The following is a 20445-nucleotide window of genomic DNA, read 5'->3' on the forward strand; positions in this document are numbered from 1 at the left end:
CCCGGGGTCGTCATGAAGGCTTCAGAGCACCCGCCTCGCGTTCGCCAACGCGCCTTACCGTTAAAGCTGAGCACCGCCGTGTCCTTGATGATCGGCAGCGTCATCGGCGCCGTGCTGCTGCTGGTGTATGCCTTGTGGTATATGCAGATCAGCAACGCCACCCGCGACGGTCTGAAAGAGACCGCGCTGGCGGTGGCGCGCACCATGGCCGATATGCCGCAGGTGAAGCGCGGACTGGAGGCGCCCCCGCAGCAGCAGATCATTCAGCCGCTGGCGCAGGCCATTACCCGCCGCAACGACCTGTTGTACGCTATCGTCACCGATATGCAGGGTATTCGCTATTCGCATCCGGACAGCTCAATCATCGGCAAACCGTTCATCGGCCACGATATTCAGCCGACGCTGCAGGGAAAAGAGAATGTCGCCATCAACCACGGGGTGCTGGCCCCGGCGCTACGGGTGTTTACGCCGGTGTTCAACGAACGGCATCAGCAAATCGGCGTGGTGGTGGTCGGCATTTCACTGAGTAAAGTGGACGAACAGATCGCCAACAGCCGTTGGGACGTGCTGCTGACCATCCTGTTCAGCGCGCTGGTCTGCGCGCTGGGCACCTGGAGCCTGGTTCGCGGCCTGAAGCGCGTGCTGCTGGGGCTGGAGCCGCACGAAATATCCACCCAGTTTCAGCAGCGTCAGGCCATGCTTCACGCCCTCAAGGAGGGGGTGGTGGCGGTCGATGCCCATGGCGAGGTAAATCTCATCAACTCCGCGGCGGAAGAGATCCTCTTTTCCGGCCCGGATAAGACTCTCGTTCACAGCCCCCTGCTCGACGATCTGCAGACCGTACTGCAGAGCGGCGAGCCAATGTACGACCGCGAACTGGGGTGCAATGGTCTGCTGCTGATCGGCAATACAGTGCCCATTCGCAGCCAGGGTGCGGTGGTCGGCGCCATCTGTACCTTCCGCGATAAAACTGAGGTCAGCCAATTGCTGCAGCGACTGGACGGCATGATGAGCTATGTGGATGCCCTGCGCACCACCTCCCATGAGTTTATGAATAAATTGCACGTGATCCTCGGTCTGCTGAATATGAAAAGCTACGGCAAACTCGAGGAATACGTGCTGCAGACCGCCCACCGCTACCAGGCGGACATCGGCGACATTCAGCACCGCATTAAATCCCCGGTGGTGGCCGGCTTCCTGATAAGTAAAATTCAGCGCGCCACAGAGTGCGGCTTTACCCTGACGCTGGCGGAGGAGAGCCTGGTGCCGGATTGTCCGAACGAGAAACAGGTCACGGTGCTGGTGACGGTGCTGGGCAACCTTATTGAGAACGCGCTGGACGCCATGAGCGGCCAGGCGGAGGGTGAGATCGGCCTGCTGCTGCACTACCAGGACGGCTGGCTAAGCGGTGAAGTGAGCGACGATGGGCCGGGGATCCCGGAGAACAACATCGACGCTATCTTTAACAAAGGCTTCTCCACCAAAGGCGAGAATCGCGGCGTCGGGCTGTTTCTTGCTAACCAGCAGTTGCGCGAGCTCGGCGGCACCCTCGCCGTCGAATCGGAACCCGGCGTATTTACCCAATTTTTTGTTCATCTCCCCTGGGATAGTAAAAGGAAACCTGCGTGATAAATGTTTTAATTGTTGACGATGATGCCATGGTGGCCGAACTGAATCGCCTGTACGTGGCAAGGGTTCCCGGCTTTCGTTGCAGCGCGAGCGCTTCGACGCTCAGTCAGGCCCAGGAGATGATTAACGATCCGCAGCAGGAGATCGATCTGGTGCTGCTGGATGTCTACATGCAGCAGGACAGCGGGCTCGATCTCCTGCCAACCATCCGCGAGTCGGGGCGCGCCATCGACGTTATCATGATTACCTCGGCGGCGGATGCCGCCACGGTACAGACCGCGATGCATTACGGGGTGGTCGATTACCTGATTAAACCCTTCCAGTTTCCGCGCTTTGAAGAGGCGCTCACCACCTGGCGGGAGAAGCGCAAACTAATAACCGGCCAGCCCTATTACGAACAGGCCGATGTCGACCGCCTGCTGCACGGCGGCGCGCCGGAGGCCAGCGACGCGCGCAAGCTGCCTAAAGGGTTAACCGCGCAAACGCTGCGCACACTCTGCCAGTGGATTGACGCCCATCCGGATGTCGAATTCTCTACCGATGAGCTGGCGGCGGCGGTGAATATCTCCCGCGTTTCCTGCCGCAAATATCTGATTTGGCTGGCGCAGATCAATATTCTCTATACCACTATCCACTACGGCGCTACCGGGCGGCCGGTCTATCGCTACCGCCTGGTCGCCGAACAGTACAGTTTGCTTAAGCAGTACAGTCAATAACCCGATAGCCGCTGTCCAGCGACGCAAAACGCAGCCGCTGCGGCGATGAGAGAATAATGTCGCGATTTTTGGTAACGAAAATCGCGTCGATATCCTGCCGCTGACGCAGCGCTGCGCAGCCCTTCTCCACGCCGAGGCCGAACAGCAGCGTGGTCCAGATGTCGCCGTCTAAAGAATCCGCGGAAATGACCGTCACGCTGTCGAGTTCGTTGTCCAGCGGATAACCGCTGCGCGGGTCGAGAATATGGTGCCAGCGTTTGCCATCCTGTTCGAAATAGCGCTCGTAGGTCCCGGAGGTGACTACCGATTGCCCGTTGACCGTCAGGGAACCGATCAGCGCCTGCGCGTCGGCAAATGGTTTTTTCAGGCCAATGGCCCATTCGCCGAGGGTATGCACATTGCCGCCGAGGTTGATCAGCGCCTTCTCCACCTGCTGCTGACGGAGAAAATCGCGCACGCGGTCAGCGATATAGCCTTTGGCGATCGCCCCGAGATCCAGCTCCATCCCCGGCTGTTGCAGAAACACGCTGCAGGTTGCCTCATCAAGGATCACCTCCTGTGGGCGGGTCAGCGCCAGTCGGGCTCTGATATCAGCCGCGTCAGGCACGCTGTGCCCGTGAAAACCAATTCGCCACAGCTTCACCAGCGGGCCGATGGCGAGGTTAAAGGCGCTGTCGCGCACCATGCTGGCTGCTTTGGCGCACTGGATCAGCTGAAAGACCGGTCGGCTAACGGTGACCGGATGACGCCCGGCGGCATGGTTGATATCCATCACCTGCGACTCGGCGCGGTTAACGGTAAGCAGGTCTTCGTAGCGCTTGATAAGCTGGAAAACGCGGGAGGCCATCGCCTCATCGTGGGAACAGAGTTTGAGCAGGATGGGCGAGCCCATCAACACGGCGGAGTAGCTATAGACGCGGTTATCGGACATCGGGCTCTCCTTAGAAGGGGCAAGCCGGGCGGCGAAAGCGCCAACCCGGCAGGAGCAAGGTTACAGGTTATCCTCTGGCACGTTTCGCCGCCTGATGGCCCGCGAGGGTACCGAAGATGATGATATCCGCCACCGCGTTACCGCCGATACGGTTGCCGCCGTGGATCCCGCCCACCACTTCACCGGCGGCGTAGGCGCCGCGAATCGGCTGCTGCGCCACATTCAGCACTTCGCCATCGGTATTAATGGTCACGCCGCCCATGGTGTGGTGCACCCCGGGTGCGATGCGAATGGCGTGGAACGGGCCTTCGTTAATCGGCGCGCGCAGCGCGGTGGTCCGGCCAAACTGTTCATCATGCTGTTTTTCCACCGCCCCGTTGTAGCATTCGAGGGTGGCGAGGAAGGCATGGTAATCCATCCCCAGTTTCTCCGCCAGTTCCCGCGGTGAGCTGGCGCTGGTGACGAAGCCTTTGGCGATGTACTCGTCGGCAGCTTTGTTTTTCGCCCGCACATGCTCGTCGAAGACGATGTAAGCATAGTGTTCCGGCAGAGCGATAATCGCCGCCGAGACTTTATCGCGGGTCTCCATCTCGTTGAAGAAGCGGTTCCCCTGCTGGTTAACGAGAATAGCGCCGCCGCCGCGAATCGATTCGGAAATCAGATACGAGGTCTGCTGCTCGACGGTCGGGTGAATCTGAATTTCGCCCATGTCCACGGTGCCGGCGCCGATGCGTTCCAGCAACGCGATACCGCTCCCGGTAGCCCCTTTGTGGTTAGTGGTGACGAAGCCTTCAAGGTCAGGACGATACTTCACGACCATCGCGCTGTTAGCGCTGAAGCCGCCGGTGGCCACTACGATGCTTTTGGTCTGTACTTCAATGACCTCTTTTTCGTCGTTGATCAGACGTACACCGCTAACCTCATCCCCGCGCATCAGGATCTCTTCCACCGAGGTATCCAGCAGGACGTCAATACCGCGTTTGGTGATGTTGCGCACCAGGCCGCTAATCAGATAGCCGCCGACCGCTGACCCGTCGCGCGGACGGTGGGTACGGTCAATGCTCATCCCACCGGTGGTGGTAATGTCGTTGAGCATAATGCCCCGGTCCGCCAGCCACTCAATGGCTTGCGGCGCGTTTTCAACGAAACGGCGCAGCAGCTGCGGGTTGTTTTTGTTGTGGCCGCCCTTCAGGGTTTCCTGATAGAACAACTCCTTACTGTCTTCGATACCTTTCACGCGCTGGAAGCGGGTTTCCGCGGCGTTCATCCCGGCGGAAGCCTTGATGGTGTTCCCGCCGATGGTTGGCATTTTTTCAACGATCAGCACGCTGGCCCCTTCGTCGTGGGCCTGAATGGCTGCCGCCAGACCGGCGCCGCCGCTGCCGACTACCACCACATCATAGCTTTTCGGCGCGGCGTCATTGCCGCCCTCTTCCGCCGCCAGCGCTTTACTCGATTTCAGCATCGCTTTGGCGACCGCTTTTTTCACCGCCTCGCTCTGGCTGGTGGCCCCGGAAATGGCATCGACGTGCGGGGTATTGGCGGTGAGAATACGTTCGCGGATCTCTTCAAAGCTGGTGGTGAATTCCACGGTCTGGACCGGGCTCGCCGCCAGTTCGATATCGGCAATATGGTCATTTTCGAGGCTGACGTTGATCACCAGCTCATTGGCGTCATCGTGGACGGTCTCAACAAACATCCCCGGTTTAAATTTGGCGTCGCCCATGCTCATGTCGCGGATCATCGCTTCCACCAGCGAGAAACGCCATAGCGGTTCCGGAATGTGCAGCGCTTCACGCTGGGTGCTGTCGATAAACAGCTCCAGCTCTTCGCCGGCGGCGATACGTGACGCCCAGTCCGGATAGGCGATGCAGGCGCGGCCCACGGCGATCAGGTCATAACCATGATCGAGGCCCTGCTCGGCATCAGCGGCGTTCACCACCCCGCCGACGCCCATCACCGGCACCTGGGCGAGGGTGTCAGAGCGCATCGCGCAGTATTTCTCGATCAGCGGCGTCGGGTCGCTGGTATCGACGATAGACGGACGCAGGGTGGCACCCACCGAGAAGTGCAGATAGTCGACACCGCGGGCGGCCAGCTTTTCCAGCAGATACATGGTGTCGTCAAAGCGGATCCCCGGGACCTCCATCTCCTCCGGCGAGAAGCGATAGCCGATGATAAAGGCATCGTCAGCATACTGGCGGGCCATTTTGTGGGTAATATCCAGCACCGCCAGTGGGAAACGGGCGCGGTTGTCGCGGCTACCGCCCCACTCGTCATCGCGCTGGTTGGAGTTCGGCGAATAGAACTGCTGAATGAGATAGGTGTTGGCGCCGTGAATTTCGACCCCGTCGAAACCGGCGAGAATGGCGCGACGAACGCCGTCGCCAAACTTGGCGATCATCCCTTCCACTTCTTCTCCGCTCAGCGCCCGCGGCATGGCGGCGCCCTCACGCGGCGCGGCAATAGCGCTCGGCGCCACCGGCTGGCGCCCCCCGATCAGCTGCGGGTCGACCATACGGCCGCCGTGGTAGATCTGCAGAATCGCTTTTGAACCCTCGGCTTTGATCGCCTCAGCGATTTTCGCCAGGCCGGCAATTTTTTCATCATTATCGATGCCGATCGCGCCCGGGAAGGCCAGACCGTAGTCATCAATAAAGCAGCACTCGACAATAATGGTACCGATGCTTCCGGCGCGCGCGCGGTAGTACTCCACCAGCTCGCTGGTGACAGTACCATCGAAATAACCGGTGCAGGTGGTCATTGGCGCCATGAGCAAACGGTTTTTCAGCTCGGTACCATTTGGTAAAGTAAATGGCTGCAAAATACGTTCGTTACTGGTCATAAGTTACGCTCCAGATTTTAAAATATTAAAAGCTCAGAATGAGGTGACGGAATCATTAATGGTTTTGGTTTTTTAATTCCTGTTGTCATGCCAATAATATAACGCGTTTTTTAATTACTAAACCAATTACGTTAGTTATAAAACTATTTAACCCCAGCAATAACATCGCTACCTCTATTGTATTATTAAAATAATAAATAGCATTTACATAATACAAATGCGTGATAACAATTAGGATACTTTTGTTAACATAAACAATGACAAGAAAAACCGCAAAAATACAATAAAATCATAAAGATACTAAAAGTGAATATAATTTCAGCATTTATTATTCATTTTTCTTTTAACATCTATCGATATTTTCGCCAAAATAACACCTCATCATATAGGGTTATACTGATAATAAAAAAATAGTGAAATCACCGGCTTTTCTTGATCTTGATCAATTGCAACGGCCATTGAAAGCGCAATATATAAATAACCAACAAATTTAATTTAACGCCTCATAAAACGCGTTAAATAAGCGCCCTATCGATACTCAGAAACGCAAAATAAAAACTAAAGTAACTTTTGTAATTAAAGAAACCACTGAGCAAGACGCTGGCGTAAACGTTATTTTCAACAACTTGCAGATACTCATTATGAAAGAGAAAAAGACAACCATACCGCCTGCCGGTGCAGTCAAGCCAACGACTGCGAATAAAAAACCTCTCCTGATGATGGCGCTGCCGATTATCGTTGCCGTGCTGTTATTGTTCGTCCCGGTCCCCGAAGGCCTGCCGCCGTACGCCTGGCACTACTTCGCTATCTTTGTCGGGGTGATCGTCGGGTTGATTTTTGAACCGCTGCCCGGCGCCGTTATCGGTATCACCGGCGTGGTAGTTATTGCCCTGTGCAGCCAGTGGCTGCTGTTCAGCCCGGATCAGATGGCCGCGCCAGGCTTCAAAATGGCTGGCGCCTCCTTTAAGTGGGCGGTGAGCGGCTTCGGCAACTCCACCGTGTGGCTTATCTTCGGCGCGTTCATGTTCGCCGCCGGCTACGATAAAACGCAGTTCGGCCGCCGCCTGGCGCTGATTCTGGTGAAATATCTTGGCCGTCGCAGCCTGACGCTCGGCTACGCCATCACCTTCGCGGATCTGCTGCTGGCGCCGTTTACGCCATCTAACACCGCACGCAGCGGGGGGACTATCTACCCGATTATCGCTAACCTGCCGCCGCTGTACGGTTCAAAGCCAAACGATCCGAGCGCACGTAAAATCGGTTCCTATCTGATGTGGGTAGCGATCACCGCCGCCTGTATTACCAGCTCGATGTTCCTGTCGGCTTTGGCCCCGAACCTGCTGGCCCTGGCGCTGGTCAAAAGCATTGTTGGCATCAATATCTCCTGGGGCACCTGGTTCATCGCCTTCCTGCCGCTGGGTATCCTGCTGATTCTGGCTATGCCGCTGCTGGCCTACTGGTTCTACCCGCCGGAAGTGAAAGTCAATAACGAAGTGCCACTGTGGGCCGCGCGTGAACTGGAAAAACTGGGCAAACTGTCGCGCAATGAAATTCTGCTGCTGGTATTCGTCTGCTTCGCGCTGATGATGTGGATCTTCGCCGCCGACTGGATCGAACCGGCGCTGGCTGCCCTGCTGGTTATCGTGCTGATGCTGTGGACCGGCGTGCTCTCCTGGAGCGATATCACCAACAACAAAGCGGCATGGAACACCTTTGTCTGGTTCGCCACCCTGGTGGCACTGGCCGACGGCCTCTCCTCCACCGGCTTTATCGCCTGGCTGGGTAAAGAGGGCGGCGCGCTGATGAGCGGCATCTCCCCGGGGATGGCGACCATCGTCCTGCTGCTGGCGTTCTACCTGCTGCACTATCTGTTTGCCAGCACCACCGCGCACACCACCGCGCTGCTACCGGCCATGCTGACCATTGCCTCGACTATCCCGGGAATGAATATGGAAGTGTTTGTCCTGCTGATGGTCACCTCGCTGGGCGTGATGGGGATCATCACCCCGTACGGTACTGGCCCAAGCCCAATCTACTACGGCAGCGGCTACCTGCCGACCAAAGATTACTGGCGCCTCGGCACCATCTTTGGCGCCATCTTCCTGGCCGCCCTGCTGCTGATTGGCTATCCGTGGATGTCCATGATGTTCTGATTCATAACCGCCGGGACTACCCCGGCGGTTTTTATCTTTATGGAGTAAGTGACTATGTCGACTAAACCGTTTGTTTATCAGGATCCGTTTCCGCTGGCGCACGACGATACGGAATACTATCTGCTCAGCAAAGAGCACGTCTCCGTCGCCGAATTTGACGGCCAGCAGGTCCTGAAAGTAGAGCCGCAGGCGCTGACCCTGCTCGCTCAGCAGGCCTTCCACGACGCCGCCTTTATGCTGCGCGTCTCCCATCAGCAACAGGTCGCCTCGATTTTGCTCGACCCGGAAGCCAGCGATAACGATAAATATGTCGCCCTGCAGTTCCTGCGCAACTCGGAAATTGCCGCCAAGGGCGTGCTGCCGACCTGCCAGGATACCGGCACCGCGATTATCATGGGGAAAAAAGGCCAGCGCGTCTGGACCGGCGGCGGCGATGAAGCCGCCCTGGCGCAGGGGGTGTACAACACCTATACCGAAGATAACCTGCGCTACTCACAGAACGCGCCGCTGGATATGTATAAAGAGGTTAACACCGGCACCAACCTGCCGGCGCAGATCGATCTCTACAGCGTCGACGGTGAAGAATATAAGTTCCTGTGCATGGCGAAAGGCGGCGGTTCCGCCAACAAAACCTATCTGTACCAGGAGACCAAGGCCCTGATCACCCCGGCGAAGCTGAAAAACTACCTCGTTGAGAAGATGCGCACTCTCGGCACCGCCGCCTGCCCGCCGTACCACATCGCGTTTGTGATCGGCGGCACCTCAGCGGAAGCGACGCTGAAGACCGTCAAACTGGCCTCGACCCGCTATTACGACGGTCTGCCGACCGAAGGCAACGAACACGGTCAGGCGTTCCGCGACGTGCAGCTGGAGCAGGAGCTGCTGCAGGAAGCGCAGAACCTCGGCCTCGGCGCGCAGTTTGGCGGGAAATACTTCGCCCACGATATCCGGGTGATCCGTCTGCCGCGCCACGGCGCCTCCTGCCCGATCGGCATGGGCGTCTCCTGCTCCGCCGACCGCAATATCAAAGCCAAAATTAACCGCGACGGTATCTGGATCGAGAAGCTGGAGAGCAATCCGGGAAAATATATTCCTGAACATCTGCGTCAGGCCGGCGAAGGCGAGGTGGTAAGCATCAACCTGAATCAGCCGATGAGCGAGATCCTGGCGCAGCTGTCGGCACATCCGGTCTCCACCCGCCTGAGCCTTAACGGCACTATTATCGTGGCCCGCGACATCGCCCACGCCAAGCTGAAGGAGCTTATCGACAACGGCGAGGCGCTGCCGCAGTACGTCAAAGATCACCCGATCTACTACGCGGGCCCGGCTAAAACGCCAGCCGGTTACGCTTCCGGCTCCCTCGGCCCAACCACTGCCGGCCGCATGGACTCTTACGTTGATCTGCTGCAGTCCCACGGCGCGAGCATGGTGATGCTGGCGAAAGGCAACCGCAGCCAGCAGGTGACCGATGCCTGCCATAAACACGGCGGCTTCTACCTTGGAAGCATCGGCGGCCCGGCGGCAGTGCTCGCCCAGCAGAGTATCAAGAGCCTCGAGTGCGTGGCCTATCCGGAACTGGGGATGGAAGCTATCTGGAAAATCGAAGTGGAAGATTTTCCGGCGTTTATCCTCGTCGATGATAAAGGCAACGACTTCTTCCAGCAGATCCAGAATAAGCAGTGCGCGGGCTGTAAACAGCACGGCTAACGCTATCCTCTGACGCTGATATCAGGCCGTCGCCGTTTGGGCGACGGCTTTTTTATGTCCGCGTTTCCCCAGCTTGAATTCACTTCGCACCAGGCTATGCTCAACTACAAGCCCTCCGTTTTTTGCTGAAAAATAACAATAATTCTTATCTCAGGTGCCTCAATGAACAGGATGAGCATCGTTATCCTCTGGGCGCTGGCGCTGCTGGTGCTCCAGCCGGCGCTGGCCGCCGAACCGCGACAGCAGCCAACCGCGCGCGAGCAGGCACGCACGGTCACGATTTTCCACCAACCTGTCGTCATGTTGCAGGCCACCTTTGGCCAGACCACGCCCGAAGAGCGCGTTTTGCGCACCCGTAGCGCCCTGCGCGCCTTCACCGAAGATGATATTCGCCAGCCGCTGCGGGTCGTGCCGGTTATCCGCTATGGTCAGCCAGGCAGACTGTTGCTGATGAACGGCAAACCGGTGCTGCTGCTGAGCCAGGCGGATCTCGACGAGGGCGATGATTTAACCCTCGACCAGGCAGCCCAGCGGGTGCTGGCGCGTATGGAAGCCCAGCGCACCAGCCTCCAGGAGCAGTTCAACAACCGCTATCTGTTCATCTCCGCCGGTAAAGCCCTGGCCGGGGCGCTGCTGCTGGCGCTGTTTTACTACGGCGCCTTCCGCGCCTGGCGGCGGGTGCGACGTTTTTTCCTGCTGCGGATCCTCGAAAAACGTAGCGCCATACCGCAGCACTGGCGGCGCTATCTCGGCAATATTGAAGTTCGACTCTATGCTGTGCTGGTCATCCTTCTCGGCATGCTGGCCTGTTATCTCTGGCTGAGCTGGGCCTTCAGCCTGTTTCCCTGGACGCGGGTGTGGAGCGAATCGCTGGGCGACTGGTCGCTGGGGGTGATCCGCCACCTCTCTCTGTCGATTGTCGCCTCCCTGCCGGGGCTGATGATCGTGGTGCTTATTTTCCTTCTCACCTGGCTTATCATTCGCCTGGTGAAGGTGGTTCTCGACCAGGTCGCCGCCGGCCGCATTCAGATTCCCGGCATTCATCCGGAGACCGTTAGCGCCACCCGTCGGCTTATCTCGGTGGTCATCTGGTTGTTTGCCCTCTCCGCCGCCTACCCGTTCCTTCCCGGCGCCAACTCTCTCGCCTTCAAAGGCATTAGCCTGTTCTTCGGCCTGATGCTCACCCTCGGGTCAACCGGAGTGATGACCCATGCGATGAGCGGCCTGGTGCTGATCTACTCTCGGGCGCTGCGCAAAGGCGACTGGATCCGCCTCGCCGATAATGAGGGTCAGGTCAGCGAGATTGGCGTGCTGGCGACCAAAATTCTCACCCGCGAAAATTACATCGTTACCGTCCCGAACGCGGTGGTGGTGAGCGGGAAAATTATTAATCTCAGCGCCGAAAGCGCCGACGGTGGAGTCAACCTCACCACCAGCGTCACCATCGGCTACGATACGCCGTGGCGTCAGGTCCATGCGCTGCTGGAGCTGGCGGCGAGACGCACCCCGGGGATCGATCAGCAAATTGCGCCGGTGGTGCGTAAGCTGGGATTGCTTGACTGGTACACCTCGTATGAGCTGCAGGTGCGCTTACTCCCCACAACCAAGCTGCCGGATGGCCGCAACGCATTGCATAGCAGCATTATTGATGTGTTTAACGAATTCGGCGTGCAGATTATGTCGCCGAACTTTGTGATGCAGCCAAAGGCGGCGGTAGTGGTGCCGCAGGAAGCCTGGTACGCCGCCCCGGCCGTCGCGCCGCAGGAGCCGGAGAAATAAAGGTTAACGTAGCGGCATTTCTGCCGGGTGGCGGCTGCGCCTTACCCGGCCAGGGGTTCGTGCGGCCTGTCACTCATTTACCCACTTGCGCGACTGAAACTGCCGGTGCTGGCGGCCTCAAAATCGCTGAGACGTTCCCGGAAGGCCGGGGCAGCCCGCATGGATGCGGGCTGAGGGCCGTGTTTTGCAGGGACGCTGCCTCGGCCCGACCCGCAGCCTGCAGGGATAAGTCGAAGGTACCGCGCAGCGGCGATTTTGCTGGCCGGAGCCCGGGGGTACAGGGGGCGGCGGCGACTGGCCGCCCCCTGTGCGCTCCCTGCGCCATACGAAACATAACGCAGAAGATCAACCGGGAGCGCAATCTGCCCGGAATTAACATAGAAGTTGTAGCCCTGCCAAACGTTGTGGTCCTGCCAAACATAGTGCGAACAGGGACATTTCCGGTTGTGCCGCCATTTCGCCGGGTGGCGGCAGCTCCTTACCCGGCCAGGGGTTCGTGAGGCCTGTCACTCATTTACCCATTTGCGCGACTGAAACTGCCGGTGCTGGCGGCCTCAAAATCGCTGAGACGTTCCCGGAAGGCCGGGGCAGCCCGCATGGATGCGGGCTGAGGGCCGTGTTTTGCAGGGACGCTGCCTCGGCCCGACCCGCAGCCTGCAGGGATAAGTCGAAGGGACCGCGCAGCGGCGATTTTGCTGGCCGGAGCCCGGGGGTACAGGGGGCGGCGGCGACTGGCCGCCCCCTGTGCGCTCCCTGCGCCATAAGTGACATAACGCAGAAGATCAACCGGGAGCGCAATCTGCCCGGAATTAACATAGAAGTTGTAGCCCTGCCAAACGTTGTGGTCCTGCCACACATAGTGCGAACAGGGACATTTCCGGTTGTGCCGTTATTTCGCCGGGTGGCGGCTGCGCCTTACCCGGCCTACGGGGTCTACAGGCGATCTTCGCTTCCCAGGCCCGGCAAGCGCTGTGCCGGAGGGCAATCTATCGGCGCCTTACCCGGCCTACAACGACTGCCGGGCAATCCGACTCGGACGACGACTCAACCCTGCGCGGCGTCGATGTCGTCAAACACCTGCTGCGCCAGATGCATCGTGGCATTGGCCGCCGGCAGCCCGCAGTACAGCGCAGAGTGCATGATCAGCTCTTTCAGCTCATCGCGGGTCACCCCGTTGTTAAACGACGCGCGCAGATGCATCTTCAGCTCCGCCTCGCGATTGAGAGCGATCAGCATGGCAATAGTGATCATGCTGCGGGTATGGTGATCGAGCCCCGGACGCGTCCAGGTCTCGCCCCAGGCATAGCGGGTAATAAAGTCCTGAAACTCATCATTCAACGGCGTCAGATGCTGCAGCGTACGGTCGACGTGGGCGTCGCCCAATACTTTGCGCCGTACCGCCATCCCGTCCTGATAGCGCTGTTTATCATCCATGGCGTTCCCCCTGGAAAAAGCTCAGCAGCGCCGAAGTAAAGCTTTTCGGCGCCTCAATGTTAGACAGATGCGATGCCGCCAGAACAACCACCTCGGAGGCGGGGATCTGCTGCTGCAGGAAATGAGCGTCACCGACCGTGGTGACAGGGTCACTTTCCCCAGCGATGATTAGCGTCGGCAGCGGGATCTGCCCCACTTCGCCCCGCAGGTCGGCGGCGGCCAGCGCCTCACAGCAGGCGGCATAGCCTTCAGCATCGGTATGGGTCAGCTGGTGACAAAGCGCCTCGACCACCTCCGGCGCCTTCTGGCGAAACGCGTGGGTAAACCAGCGGTCTGCCGCTCCGGCGGCCACCACCGCCATCCCCTCCTGACGTACGGCCCGCGCCCGCGACAGCCAGCTGGCCTGATCGCCAATGCGCGCCGCGGTGTTGGCGACCGCCAGACCATGAAAACGCTCCGGCGCAAAGCGTCCCAGCCACAGGCCGGTCAGACCGCCCATCGAGATCCCGCAGAACCAGGCGCGGTCGATATTCAGGTGATCGAGCAGCGCAATCACATCCTCCCCCAACTGGGCGAGGGTCACTTTGCCATTTTTTGTCGTTTTACCGTGGCCGTGCGTGTCGTAGCGCAGCACCCGGAAATGGGCGGTTAACGCCTCGATCTGCGGCTGCCACATCGCCCGGGTGGTGCCCAGCGAATTGGAGAGGACGATAACCGGCGCGCCATCCGGCCCGTCGAGTTGATAATCAAGATTCATCACGTTGCTCCTGATAACGCGCCAGCACCTGGCGCACAAAGCGTTCGGCGCTGCCGGTCGCCGTTGCCGGGTCCAGCAGCGTGGTTAAGCGTTCACGAGAGAGATACTGACTGACCTGTGGGTCAGCCGCGAGCAGATCGACCAGCGGGTAGTGACGGTCCAGCGCCTGGCGGCACAGCGCTTCGATGTGATGATGCGCCTCGGCTTTGCCAATGAATTCCGCCAGCGCCAGAGTCACCGCCTCAGCCATAATCAGCCCGTGGGTGATATCGAGATCGGCGCGCATTTTCTGCGGGAAAACCTGCATGTCGCGCACCAGCGCCTCGCTTTGCGCCAACGCCCCGCCCACCAGGGTAATTAGCTCCGGCAGGGTCTCCCACTCCGCCTGCCAGCCGCCCAGCGCCCGCTCATGCTGCTGGAGTTGGCTGGCGTAGAGCGTCGCCATCAGCCCCGGCGTACGCTGGGCGGCGGTCAGGATCGCCGCGCAGGCCACCGGATTGCGCTTATGCGGCATCGTCGACGAACCGCCGCGACCTTCCGCCACCGGCTCGCCCACCTCAGCCACTTCGGTCTGCATCAGCAGGGAAAAGTCGTTAGCGAATTTCCCCAGCGTGCCGCAGACGCCGGCGAACCAGGCGCCCGCCTCCAGCAGCCGATCGCGCTGGCTGTGCCACGGAGTATCCGGCAGCGACAGCCCGAGGATCTGCGCCAGCGCCAGGCCAACCGCCGGCCCTTTCTCTTTTAGCGCGTCCAGAGTGCCCGCGGCGCCGCCAAACTGCAGCGCCAGCAGCCGCGGACGCATCTCGCGCAGCCGCTGCTGCCAGCGCAGGAGCGCGTCGAGGGTGCCCGCCAGCTTCAGGCCAAAGGTCACCGGCAGCGCGTGCTGCATCCAGGTCCGGCCCGGCATCACGGTATCGCGATAACGATCCGCCTGGAGAGCCAGGGCCGCCAACAGCTGCTCAAGCAGAGTCTCAGCGGCATCCAGCGCCCCGCGCAGCTGGAGCACCAGTCCGGTGTCGATGGCGTCCTGGCTGGTAGCGCCCCAGTGAACGTAGCGCGCAGCCTCAGGATCTTGCGCTTTTACCTGCGCCGTCAGCTGTTTCACCAGCGGGATGGCCAGATTACCGGCTCCCACCGCCGCCTCGCCCAGCGCGGCAAAATCGATGGCCTCGTGGCGGCAGGCCGCCACAATTGGCCCGACCGCTTCCGGCGGCACCATCCCGCAGGCGGCCTGCGCTTGCGCCAGCGCCGCTTCAAAATCCAGCATGCCCTGCACCCGCTGCGCGTCGCTGAACCAGTCGGTTAGCGGACTGCTGCGCAGCATCGGGGTCAACAAACTCATTCTGGCTCCTTAAACACGTTCAATAATCAGGGCGATCCCCTGTCCGACGCCGATGCACATGGTGCACAGGGCGTAACGACCGCCGGTCCGTTTCAGCTGATAAGCCGCGGTCATCGCCAGCCGGCCGCCGGAGGCGCCGAGCGGGTGGCCCAGCGCAATCGCCCCGCCGTTAGGGTTCACGTGGGCGGCATCGTCCGGTAAGCCTAAATCGCGGGTCACCGCCAGCGCCTGCGCGGCGAAGGCTTCATTCAGCTCAATGACATCCATCTGGCCTAATGTCAGGCCGGTCTGCGCCAGCACCTTGCGCACCGCCGGCGCCGGGCCAAACCCCATGATCCGCGGCGCAACGCCCGCCGTCGCCACGCCGACCACCCGGGCCAGCGGCTGAAGATCGTTAGCCGACAGCGCCGTCTCGCTGGCCATCAACAGCGCGCAGGCGCCGTCGTTAACCCCGGAGGCGTTACCGGCGGTAACGCTGCCGTCGGCGCGCACCACGCCGCGCAGTTTAGCCAGCGCCTCCAGCGAGGTGCTGCGCGGGTGCTCATCGCGGCTAAACAGCAGCGGCTCGCCTTTGCGCTGCGGCACCTGGACGGCGATCAGCTCATCGGCGAAACGCCCCGCCTCTTGCGCCGCGGCGGTACGCAACTGACTGCGTAAGGCGAACGCGTCCTGATCGGCACGGGAGATGGCAAACTCATCGGCGACGTTTTCCGCCGTCTCCGGCATGGAATGCACGCCGTACAGGGCTTTCATCTGCGGGTTAATAAAGCGCCAGCCGATGGTGGTATCCTCCATCTGCATGCTGCGGCTAAAGGCGCTCTCCGCTTTCCCCATCACAAACGGCGCGCGGGACATGCTCTCCACCCCGCCGGCGATCATCAGCTGCGTCTCCCCGCTTTTAATCGCCCGCGCCGCGACGCCGATCGCGTCAAGGCTGGAACCGCACAGGCGGTTGATGGTGCTCCCGGGCACGCTCTCCGGCAGGCCGGCCAGCAGCAGCGCCATCCGCGCCACGTTGCGGTTGTCTTCCCCGGCCTGGTTGGCGCAGCCAAAGATCACATCGTCAATGCGCGAGGGATCCAGTCCCGGGTTCCGCGCCAGCAGCGCTTTCAGCGGCAGCGCCGCCAGGTCGTCAGCGCGCATCGTCGCCAGGGCACCGCCGAAACGGCCAAAGGGTGTACGCACCGCATCACAGATAAATGCCTGATTCATCATAGGTTCCTTACGCGCTTTCCGCCAGTTGTTGAAAGGTCAGCGCCACCGGAGTGATGCGCTGCAGCTCTTCAAAAGAGAGGCCGTTAAAGATTTCCCGCACCACCGGGCCGCGGTCGGTGATGTCGATCACCGCCAGGTCGGTATAGATCCGGCTGACGCAGCCGACGCCGGTCAGCGGGTAGCTGCACTGCGCCACCAGCTTGCACTCGCCGTCACGGGTCAGGTGGTCCATCATCACAAATACCTGGCGGGCGCCGATGGCCAGATCCATCGCCCCGCCAACGGCCGGGATCGCATCCGGCGCACCGGTGCTCCAGTTGGCGAGGTCGCCGCTGGCGGAAACCTGATAGGCCCCCAGCACGCAGATATCGAGATGGCCGCCGCGCATCATGGCGAAGGAGTCGCCGTGGTGGAAATAGCAGCCCCCCTGCAGGAGGGTGACATACTCTTTACCGGCATTGATCAGCTCGGGATCTTCTTCCCCGGGCTGCGGTTTCGGCCCCATCCCCAGCAGGCCGTTTTCGCTGTGCAGGAACACCTCTTTGTCAGCGGGCAGGTAATTGGCAATCCGGGTCGGCAGGCCGATGCCGAGGTTGACGTAAGCACCTTCGGGAATATCGCGGGCCACGCGCTGGGCCATTTCGTCACGGGTCAGTTTTTGCATGTCGGGCTCCTCAGGCGCGTTGTGCGGCAGTCAGGTTTTCCAGCGAGAAGACGCGCTGGACGAAAATGCCGGGGGTGATGATGTTTTCCGGATCGAGGTCGCCCAGCGCCACCAGCTGCGAGACCTCTACGATGGTGGTTTTCGCCGCTGTCGCCATGATCGGGCCAAAGTTGCGCGCCGCCTTGCGATAGACCAGGTTGCCCCAGCGGTCGCCCTGGTGGGCTTTAATCAGCGCGAAATCGGCTTTGATCGGGTACTCCAGCACGTAGTGGCGACCGTCGATTTCCCGTGTCTCCTTGCCTTCCGCCAGCGGCGTGCCGTAGCCGGTGGGGGTAAACACCGCCCCCAGCCCGGCGCCGGCCGCCTGGATCCGCGCCGCGAGGTTGCCCTGCGGCACCAGCTCCAGCTCCACTTTGCCGCGACGGTAGAGATCATCGAAAATCTGCGAATCCACCTGGCGCGGAAAGGAGCAGATCATTTTGCGCACCCGGCCCGCCTTGAGCAGCGCGGCGAGACCCACTTCCCCGTTGCCGGCGTTGTTATTTATGATGGTCAGGTCGCGAGCGCCCTGGTCAATCAGGGCGTCAATCAGAAAGGTCGGCTGGCCGGCGGGGCCAAAGCCGCCGATCATAATAGTCGCCCCATCGTGGATCCCGGCGATGGCCTCGCTCAGCGTCGATACGCTTTTATCAATCATCAGGTCGCTCCAGTGATGTGCGGTAATCGCACTTTTATTCGTTGTTCGCACAAAATGTGACCCGCTTAACGATGTCGGTCAAGGGCGATAATCGAAATATGGTGCGATAATCGAACATCGGTTATCTTTAGCGAAAGAATGTGATCGATGGCAAATATGGGGAACAGAAATGGACAAGCATCCAGACGATTTACTGACCGGCGACGGCGATCCGTTTAAAGGCGATCCTAACTTTATGGCCTCCCTGGCGCGGGGTCTGGAGGTGATTCAGGCGTTCACGCCGCAGCGGCCCCTGCTGTCTATCTCACAGATCAGTCAGAAGACCGGCATCCCGCGCGCCGCGGTGCGCCGCTGCCTGTATACCCTGAGCAAGCTGGGGTTCGTGTATGCCGAAGACGGTAAGAATTTCCAGCTGCGGCCGCGGATCCTGGCGCTGGGCCACGCCTGGCTGGCCTCGACGCCGCTGGCGCGTTCGGCGCAGCCGGTGCTGCGGCATCTGAGCGAAATGCTCAATGAGTCCTGCTCCATCGCCACCCTCGACGGCGACGATATCCTGTATATCGCCCGCGCCTCCAGCTCGCGGATTATGACCATCGACCTGGATATCGGCAGTCGCCTTCCGGCGTGGGCGACCTCGATGGGCCGGGTGCTGCTGAGCCATCAGCCGGAGGAGAAGCTCAACGATATGCTGGCCCGGGTGACCATGATCCGCTATACCCCACAGACGGTGGATTCGGTGGCGAAGCTGCGCGCCGAACTGAAACGGGTGCATCAGCAGGGGTATGCCCTCAACGATCAGGAGCTGGAGATGGGGCTGCGCTCCCTCGCGGTCCCGCTGTTTAACGCTCAGGGGCAGGTCCAGGCGGCGCTCAACGTCGGGGTGCATGCGGGCCAGATGACGGCCCGCGAGATGATCGAGCGCGTGCTGCCGGAGCTGCAAAAAGCCGCCCGCGAGCTGACGCTGCTTCTGCGCTAACGACTGCGCTTGGCGTGCTGCTCCCAGGTCTCCTGCTTCGCCTGCGCCGATTTACGCAGCGCGACATAGCAGGCGCCGCTGCCGCCATGATGCGGAAGCGCGGCGCAGAAGGCCTGCACCTCCGGCAGCTCTTCCAGCCAGCGCGCCAGATAGCTGCGGATAATATTGGCGTGGGACTGGTCGTCGCGGCCTTTGCCGTGAACGATCAGCACATTGCGTAACCCCTCTTTCTGCGCCTGCACCATAAAGGCGAAGAGCATCTGCCGGCACTGTTCCACCGGCTGGCGCAGCAGGGAGAGGCTCGCCTGCTGGCTGTATTTCCCCCGCCGCAGCTTATCCAGCACGCCGCTCTGCAGCCCTTCTCGCTTAAACTCCAGCGGCGTGGCGAGCGGCACGATATCGAGATAGCCGGTGGTGAGAAAATTATCCAGCTGCAGGGTATCGACGCGTTGCGGGGCCCGGCTGTTACGCCCGGGATGCCAGTGCACGTCATTATTACGTTTCAGAGGCTGGACATCTTCCATGGCGTCAAGAAACAGGGATTTGTCATCAAGGTTCATGGGCTCTCCTCCAGCGGCTGTCGCCAGCTACTATAGCCGCCTCGCGCTCCCCTCTCAACGCGTTTAGCCGCGTTCGCTGGCAAAGTGAGCGTGACGAACGATTAAGGAAACAATTGTCGGCTCTGGCGGCGGAACAGGGTGATTAACGACGCCGTGAGCGGCGTCTGTCGGGTATCGCGCCGCTGGATCAGATAATAGGTGGCGGTGGGTAACACTTCACGGATGGGGATCATCACCAGTTTGTCGGCCATCAGCGGGTCGTTGCCCAGCTCCACCGGCAGGATGCTGAGAAAATCACTTTTCACCACCAGGCTGATGCAGGATGAGAACGTTTCGCAGACGATCCCCACCTTTGGCTCCCGTCCCAGCTGTTCGAAGCATTCCTGCAGCTGCTTGAAGTAGCTGCCGCGCGGCGTCGGCATGGTCCAGTGGTGATCCATCAATTCTCCCAGCGAGGTGGCCTGCGCCGCCGGATGGCCCGCGCGGGCGAACACCGCGAACGGTTTCTCAAACAGTTTCTCAAAGCTGAACTCATGGTCGTACGGCCCGGGGTAATAGGTATTAATGGTGAAATCCAGCTCCCCCTGGCGCAGCTCATTAATCATCGCCAGCAGTTGACCCTCCATGATCCGTACCTTCACCTGCGGATGCTGCTGATGAAAGCGGCAGATCACCGACGGCATCAGCGACCGGGCGACGCTGGCGCCAAGGCCAATATTAATTTGCCCGGCCTGTTCCCCCTGGCGCTGCAGCAGTTCATCCTGCGCCGCCCGCAGCTCCTCAAGGATCAGGCTCGCATGTTGATAAAAACTTTCGCCATTGTCGGTTAACGCCACCCCCTGGCTGCGGCGGACGAACAGCTGGGCGGAAAGCCCCTCCTCCAGCTCTTTAATCGCTTTGGTCAGCGCCGGCTGCGAGACCGCCAGCGCCCGGCTGGCGCCACGGATACTGCCTTCCCGGGCTACTTCGACGAAGGCGCGAATTTGATGAAATTTAATCTGAAATGCCATGCTTTTAGTGATAACCGTTGCTTATCAGAC

16 protein-coding genes are annotated in these 20445 nt (G+C 60.3%); 6 read left to right on the top strand and 10 right to left on the bottom strand.

Annotated elements, in window-relative coordinates; genetic code table 11:
• The first annotated feature begins 12 nt into the window (after positions 1–12).
• Both KB892_RS12935 and dcuR read left to right on the top strand, forming a co-directional pair.
• Positions 13–1629 carry a sensor histidine kinase gene (locus KB892_RS12935; protein ID WP_002903623.1) on the top strand — a complete coding sequence of 539 codons (1617 nt, stop codon included), beginning with the start codon at positions 13–15 and terminating at the stop codon, positions 1627–1629.
• Positions 1626–2345 carry a two-component system response regulator DcuR gene (gene dcuR, locus KB892_RS12940; RefSeq protein WP_002903620.1) on the top strand — a complete coding sequence of 240 codons (720 nt, stop codon included), beginning with the start codon at positions 1626–1628 and terminating at the stop codon, positions 2343–2345. The genes KB892_RS12935 and dcuR overlap by 4 nt, the downstream gene beginning before the upstream one ends.
• Here the strand turns inward: dcuR and KB892_RS12945 are convergent.
• Entirely contained in the window at positions 2326–3276 is a 951-nt protein-coding gene (locus KB892_RS12945) for an FAD:protein FMN transferase (protein ID WP_002903618.1), read from the bottom strand. The genes dcuR and KB892_RS12945 overlap by 20 nt on opposite strands.
• Before the next feature lie 67 nt (positions 3277–3343).
• Positions 3344–6121 (bottom strand): flavocytochrome c, encoded by a 2778-nt coding sequence (locus tag KB892_RS12950; protein WP_004152245.1) that lies wholly within the window; start codon positions 6119–6121, stop codon positions 3344–3346.
• Between the two features lie 641 nt (positions 6122–6762).
• On the opposite strand from KB892_RS12950, the gene KB892_RS12955 reads away from it, so the two are divergent.
• The 3 genes from KB892_RS12955 to KB892_RS12965 all read left to right on the top strand — a co-directional run bounded on the left by KB892_RS12955 (position 6763) and on the right by KB892_RS12965 (position 11760).
• Positions 6763–8274: an anion permease gene (locus KB892_RS12955; RefSeq protein ID WP_004148278.1), complete on the top strand. Its 1512-nt coding sequence runs from the start codon at positions 6763–6765 to the stop codon at positions 8272–8274.
• A 54-nt stretch (positions 8275–8328) separates the two neighbouring features.
• Positions 8329–9981 carry a class I fumarate hydratase FumA gene (gene fumA, locus KB892_RS12960; protein ID WP_004152246.1) on the top strand — a complete coding sequence of 551 codons (1653 nt, stop codon included), beginning with the start codon at positions 8329–8331 and terminating at the stop codon, positions 9979–9981.
• A 162-nt stretch (positions 9982–10143) separates the two neighbouring features.
• A complete protein-coding gene (locus KB892_RS12965; RefSeq protein WP_004198878.1) occupies positions 10144–11760 on the top strand; it encodes a mechanosensitive ion channel family protein in 1617 nt (538 codons plus the stop codon).
• Positions 11761–12804: 1044 nt separating this feature from the next.
• Here the strand turns inward: KB892_RS12965 and pcaC are convergent.
• The 6 genes from pcaC to KB892_RS12995 are packed head-to-tail and all read right to left on the bottom strand — an operon-like array spanning position 12805 to position 17869.
• Positions 12805–13194, bottom strand: coding sequence for a 4-carboxymuconolactone decarboxylase (gene pcaC / locus KB892_RS12970; protein ID WP_004143067.1), 390 nt, complete (start codon positions 13192–13194; stop codon positions 12805–12807).
• Entirely contained in the window at positions 13187–13951 is a 765-nt protein-coding gene (gene pcaD, locus KB892_RS12975) for a 3-oxoadipate enol-lactonase (RefSeq protein WP_004151556.1), read from the bottom strand. The genes pcaC and pcaD overlap by 8 nt, the downstream gene beginning before the upstream one ends.
• Positions 13941–15293 (bottom strand): 3-carboxy-cis,cis-muconate cycloisomerase, encoded by a 1353-nt coding sequence (locus KB892_RS12980; protein WP_004151557.1) that lies wholly within the window; start codon positions 15291–15293, stop codon positions 13941–13943. Before KB892_RS12980 ends, pcaD begins: the two co-directional genes overlap by 11 nt.
• Positions 15294–15302: 9 nt before the next feature.
• Positions 15303–16505, bottom strand: coding sequence for a 3-oxoadipyl-CoA thiolase (gene pcaF, locus KB892_RS12985; RefSeq protein ID WP_004151558.1), 1203 nt, complete (start codon positions 16503–16505; stop codon positions 15303–15305).
• A 10-nt stretch (positions 16506–16515) separates the two neighbouring features.
• Entirely contained in the window at positions 16516–17172 is a 657-nt protein-coding gene (locus tag KB892_RS12990) for a 3-oxoacid CoA-transferase subunit B (protein WP_004151559.1), read from the bottom strand.
• Between the two features lie 10 nt (positions 17173–17182).
• A complete protein-coding gene (locus tag KB892_RS12995; RefSeq protein WP_002903522.1) occupies positions 17183–17869 on the bottom strand; it encodes a 3-oxoacid CoA-transferase subunit A in 687 nt (228 codons plus the stop codon).
• Positions 17870–18038: 169 nt separating this feature from the next.
• Here KB892_RS12995 and KB892_RS13000 point away from each other — a divergent pair, with 169 nt between their 5' ends.
• On the top strand, positions 18039–18845 hold the full coding sequence (locus tag KB892_RS13000; protein WP_004151560.1) for an IclR family transcriptional regulator domain-containing protein: 807 nt from the start codon (positions 18039–18041) through the stop codon (positions 18843–18845).
• Here KB892_RS13000 and smrA read toward each other — a convergent pair.
• Both smrA and KB892_RS13010 read right to left on the bottom strand, forming a co-directional pair.
• Entirely contained in the window at positions 18842–19405 is a 564-nt protein-coding gene (gene smrA / locus KB892_RS13005) for a DNA endonuclease SmrA (RefSeq protein ID WP_004143055.1), read from the bottom strand. The genes KB892_RS13000 and smrA overlap by 4 nt on opposite strands.
• Positions 19406–19506: 101 nt before the next feature.
• Positions 19507–20415 carry a LysR family transcriptional regulator gene (locus KB892_RS13010; RefSeq protein ID WP_002903460.1) on the bottom strand — a complete coding sequence of 303 codons (909 nt, stop codon included), beginning with the start codon at positions 20413–20415 and terminating at the stop codon, positions 19507–19509.
• Between the last annotated feature and the right edge of the window lie 30 nt (positions 20416–20445).

The sequence above is a fragment of the Klebsiella sp. P1927 genome, from assembly GCF_018204675.1.
GTDB classification, from domain to species: Bacteria; Pseudomonadota; Gammaproteobacteria; order Enterobacterales; family Enterobacteriaceae; genus Klebsiella; species Klebsiella pneumoniae.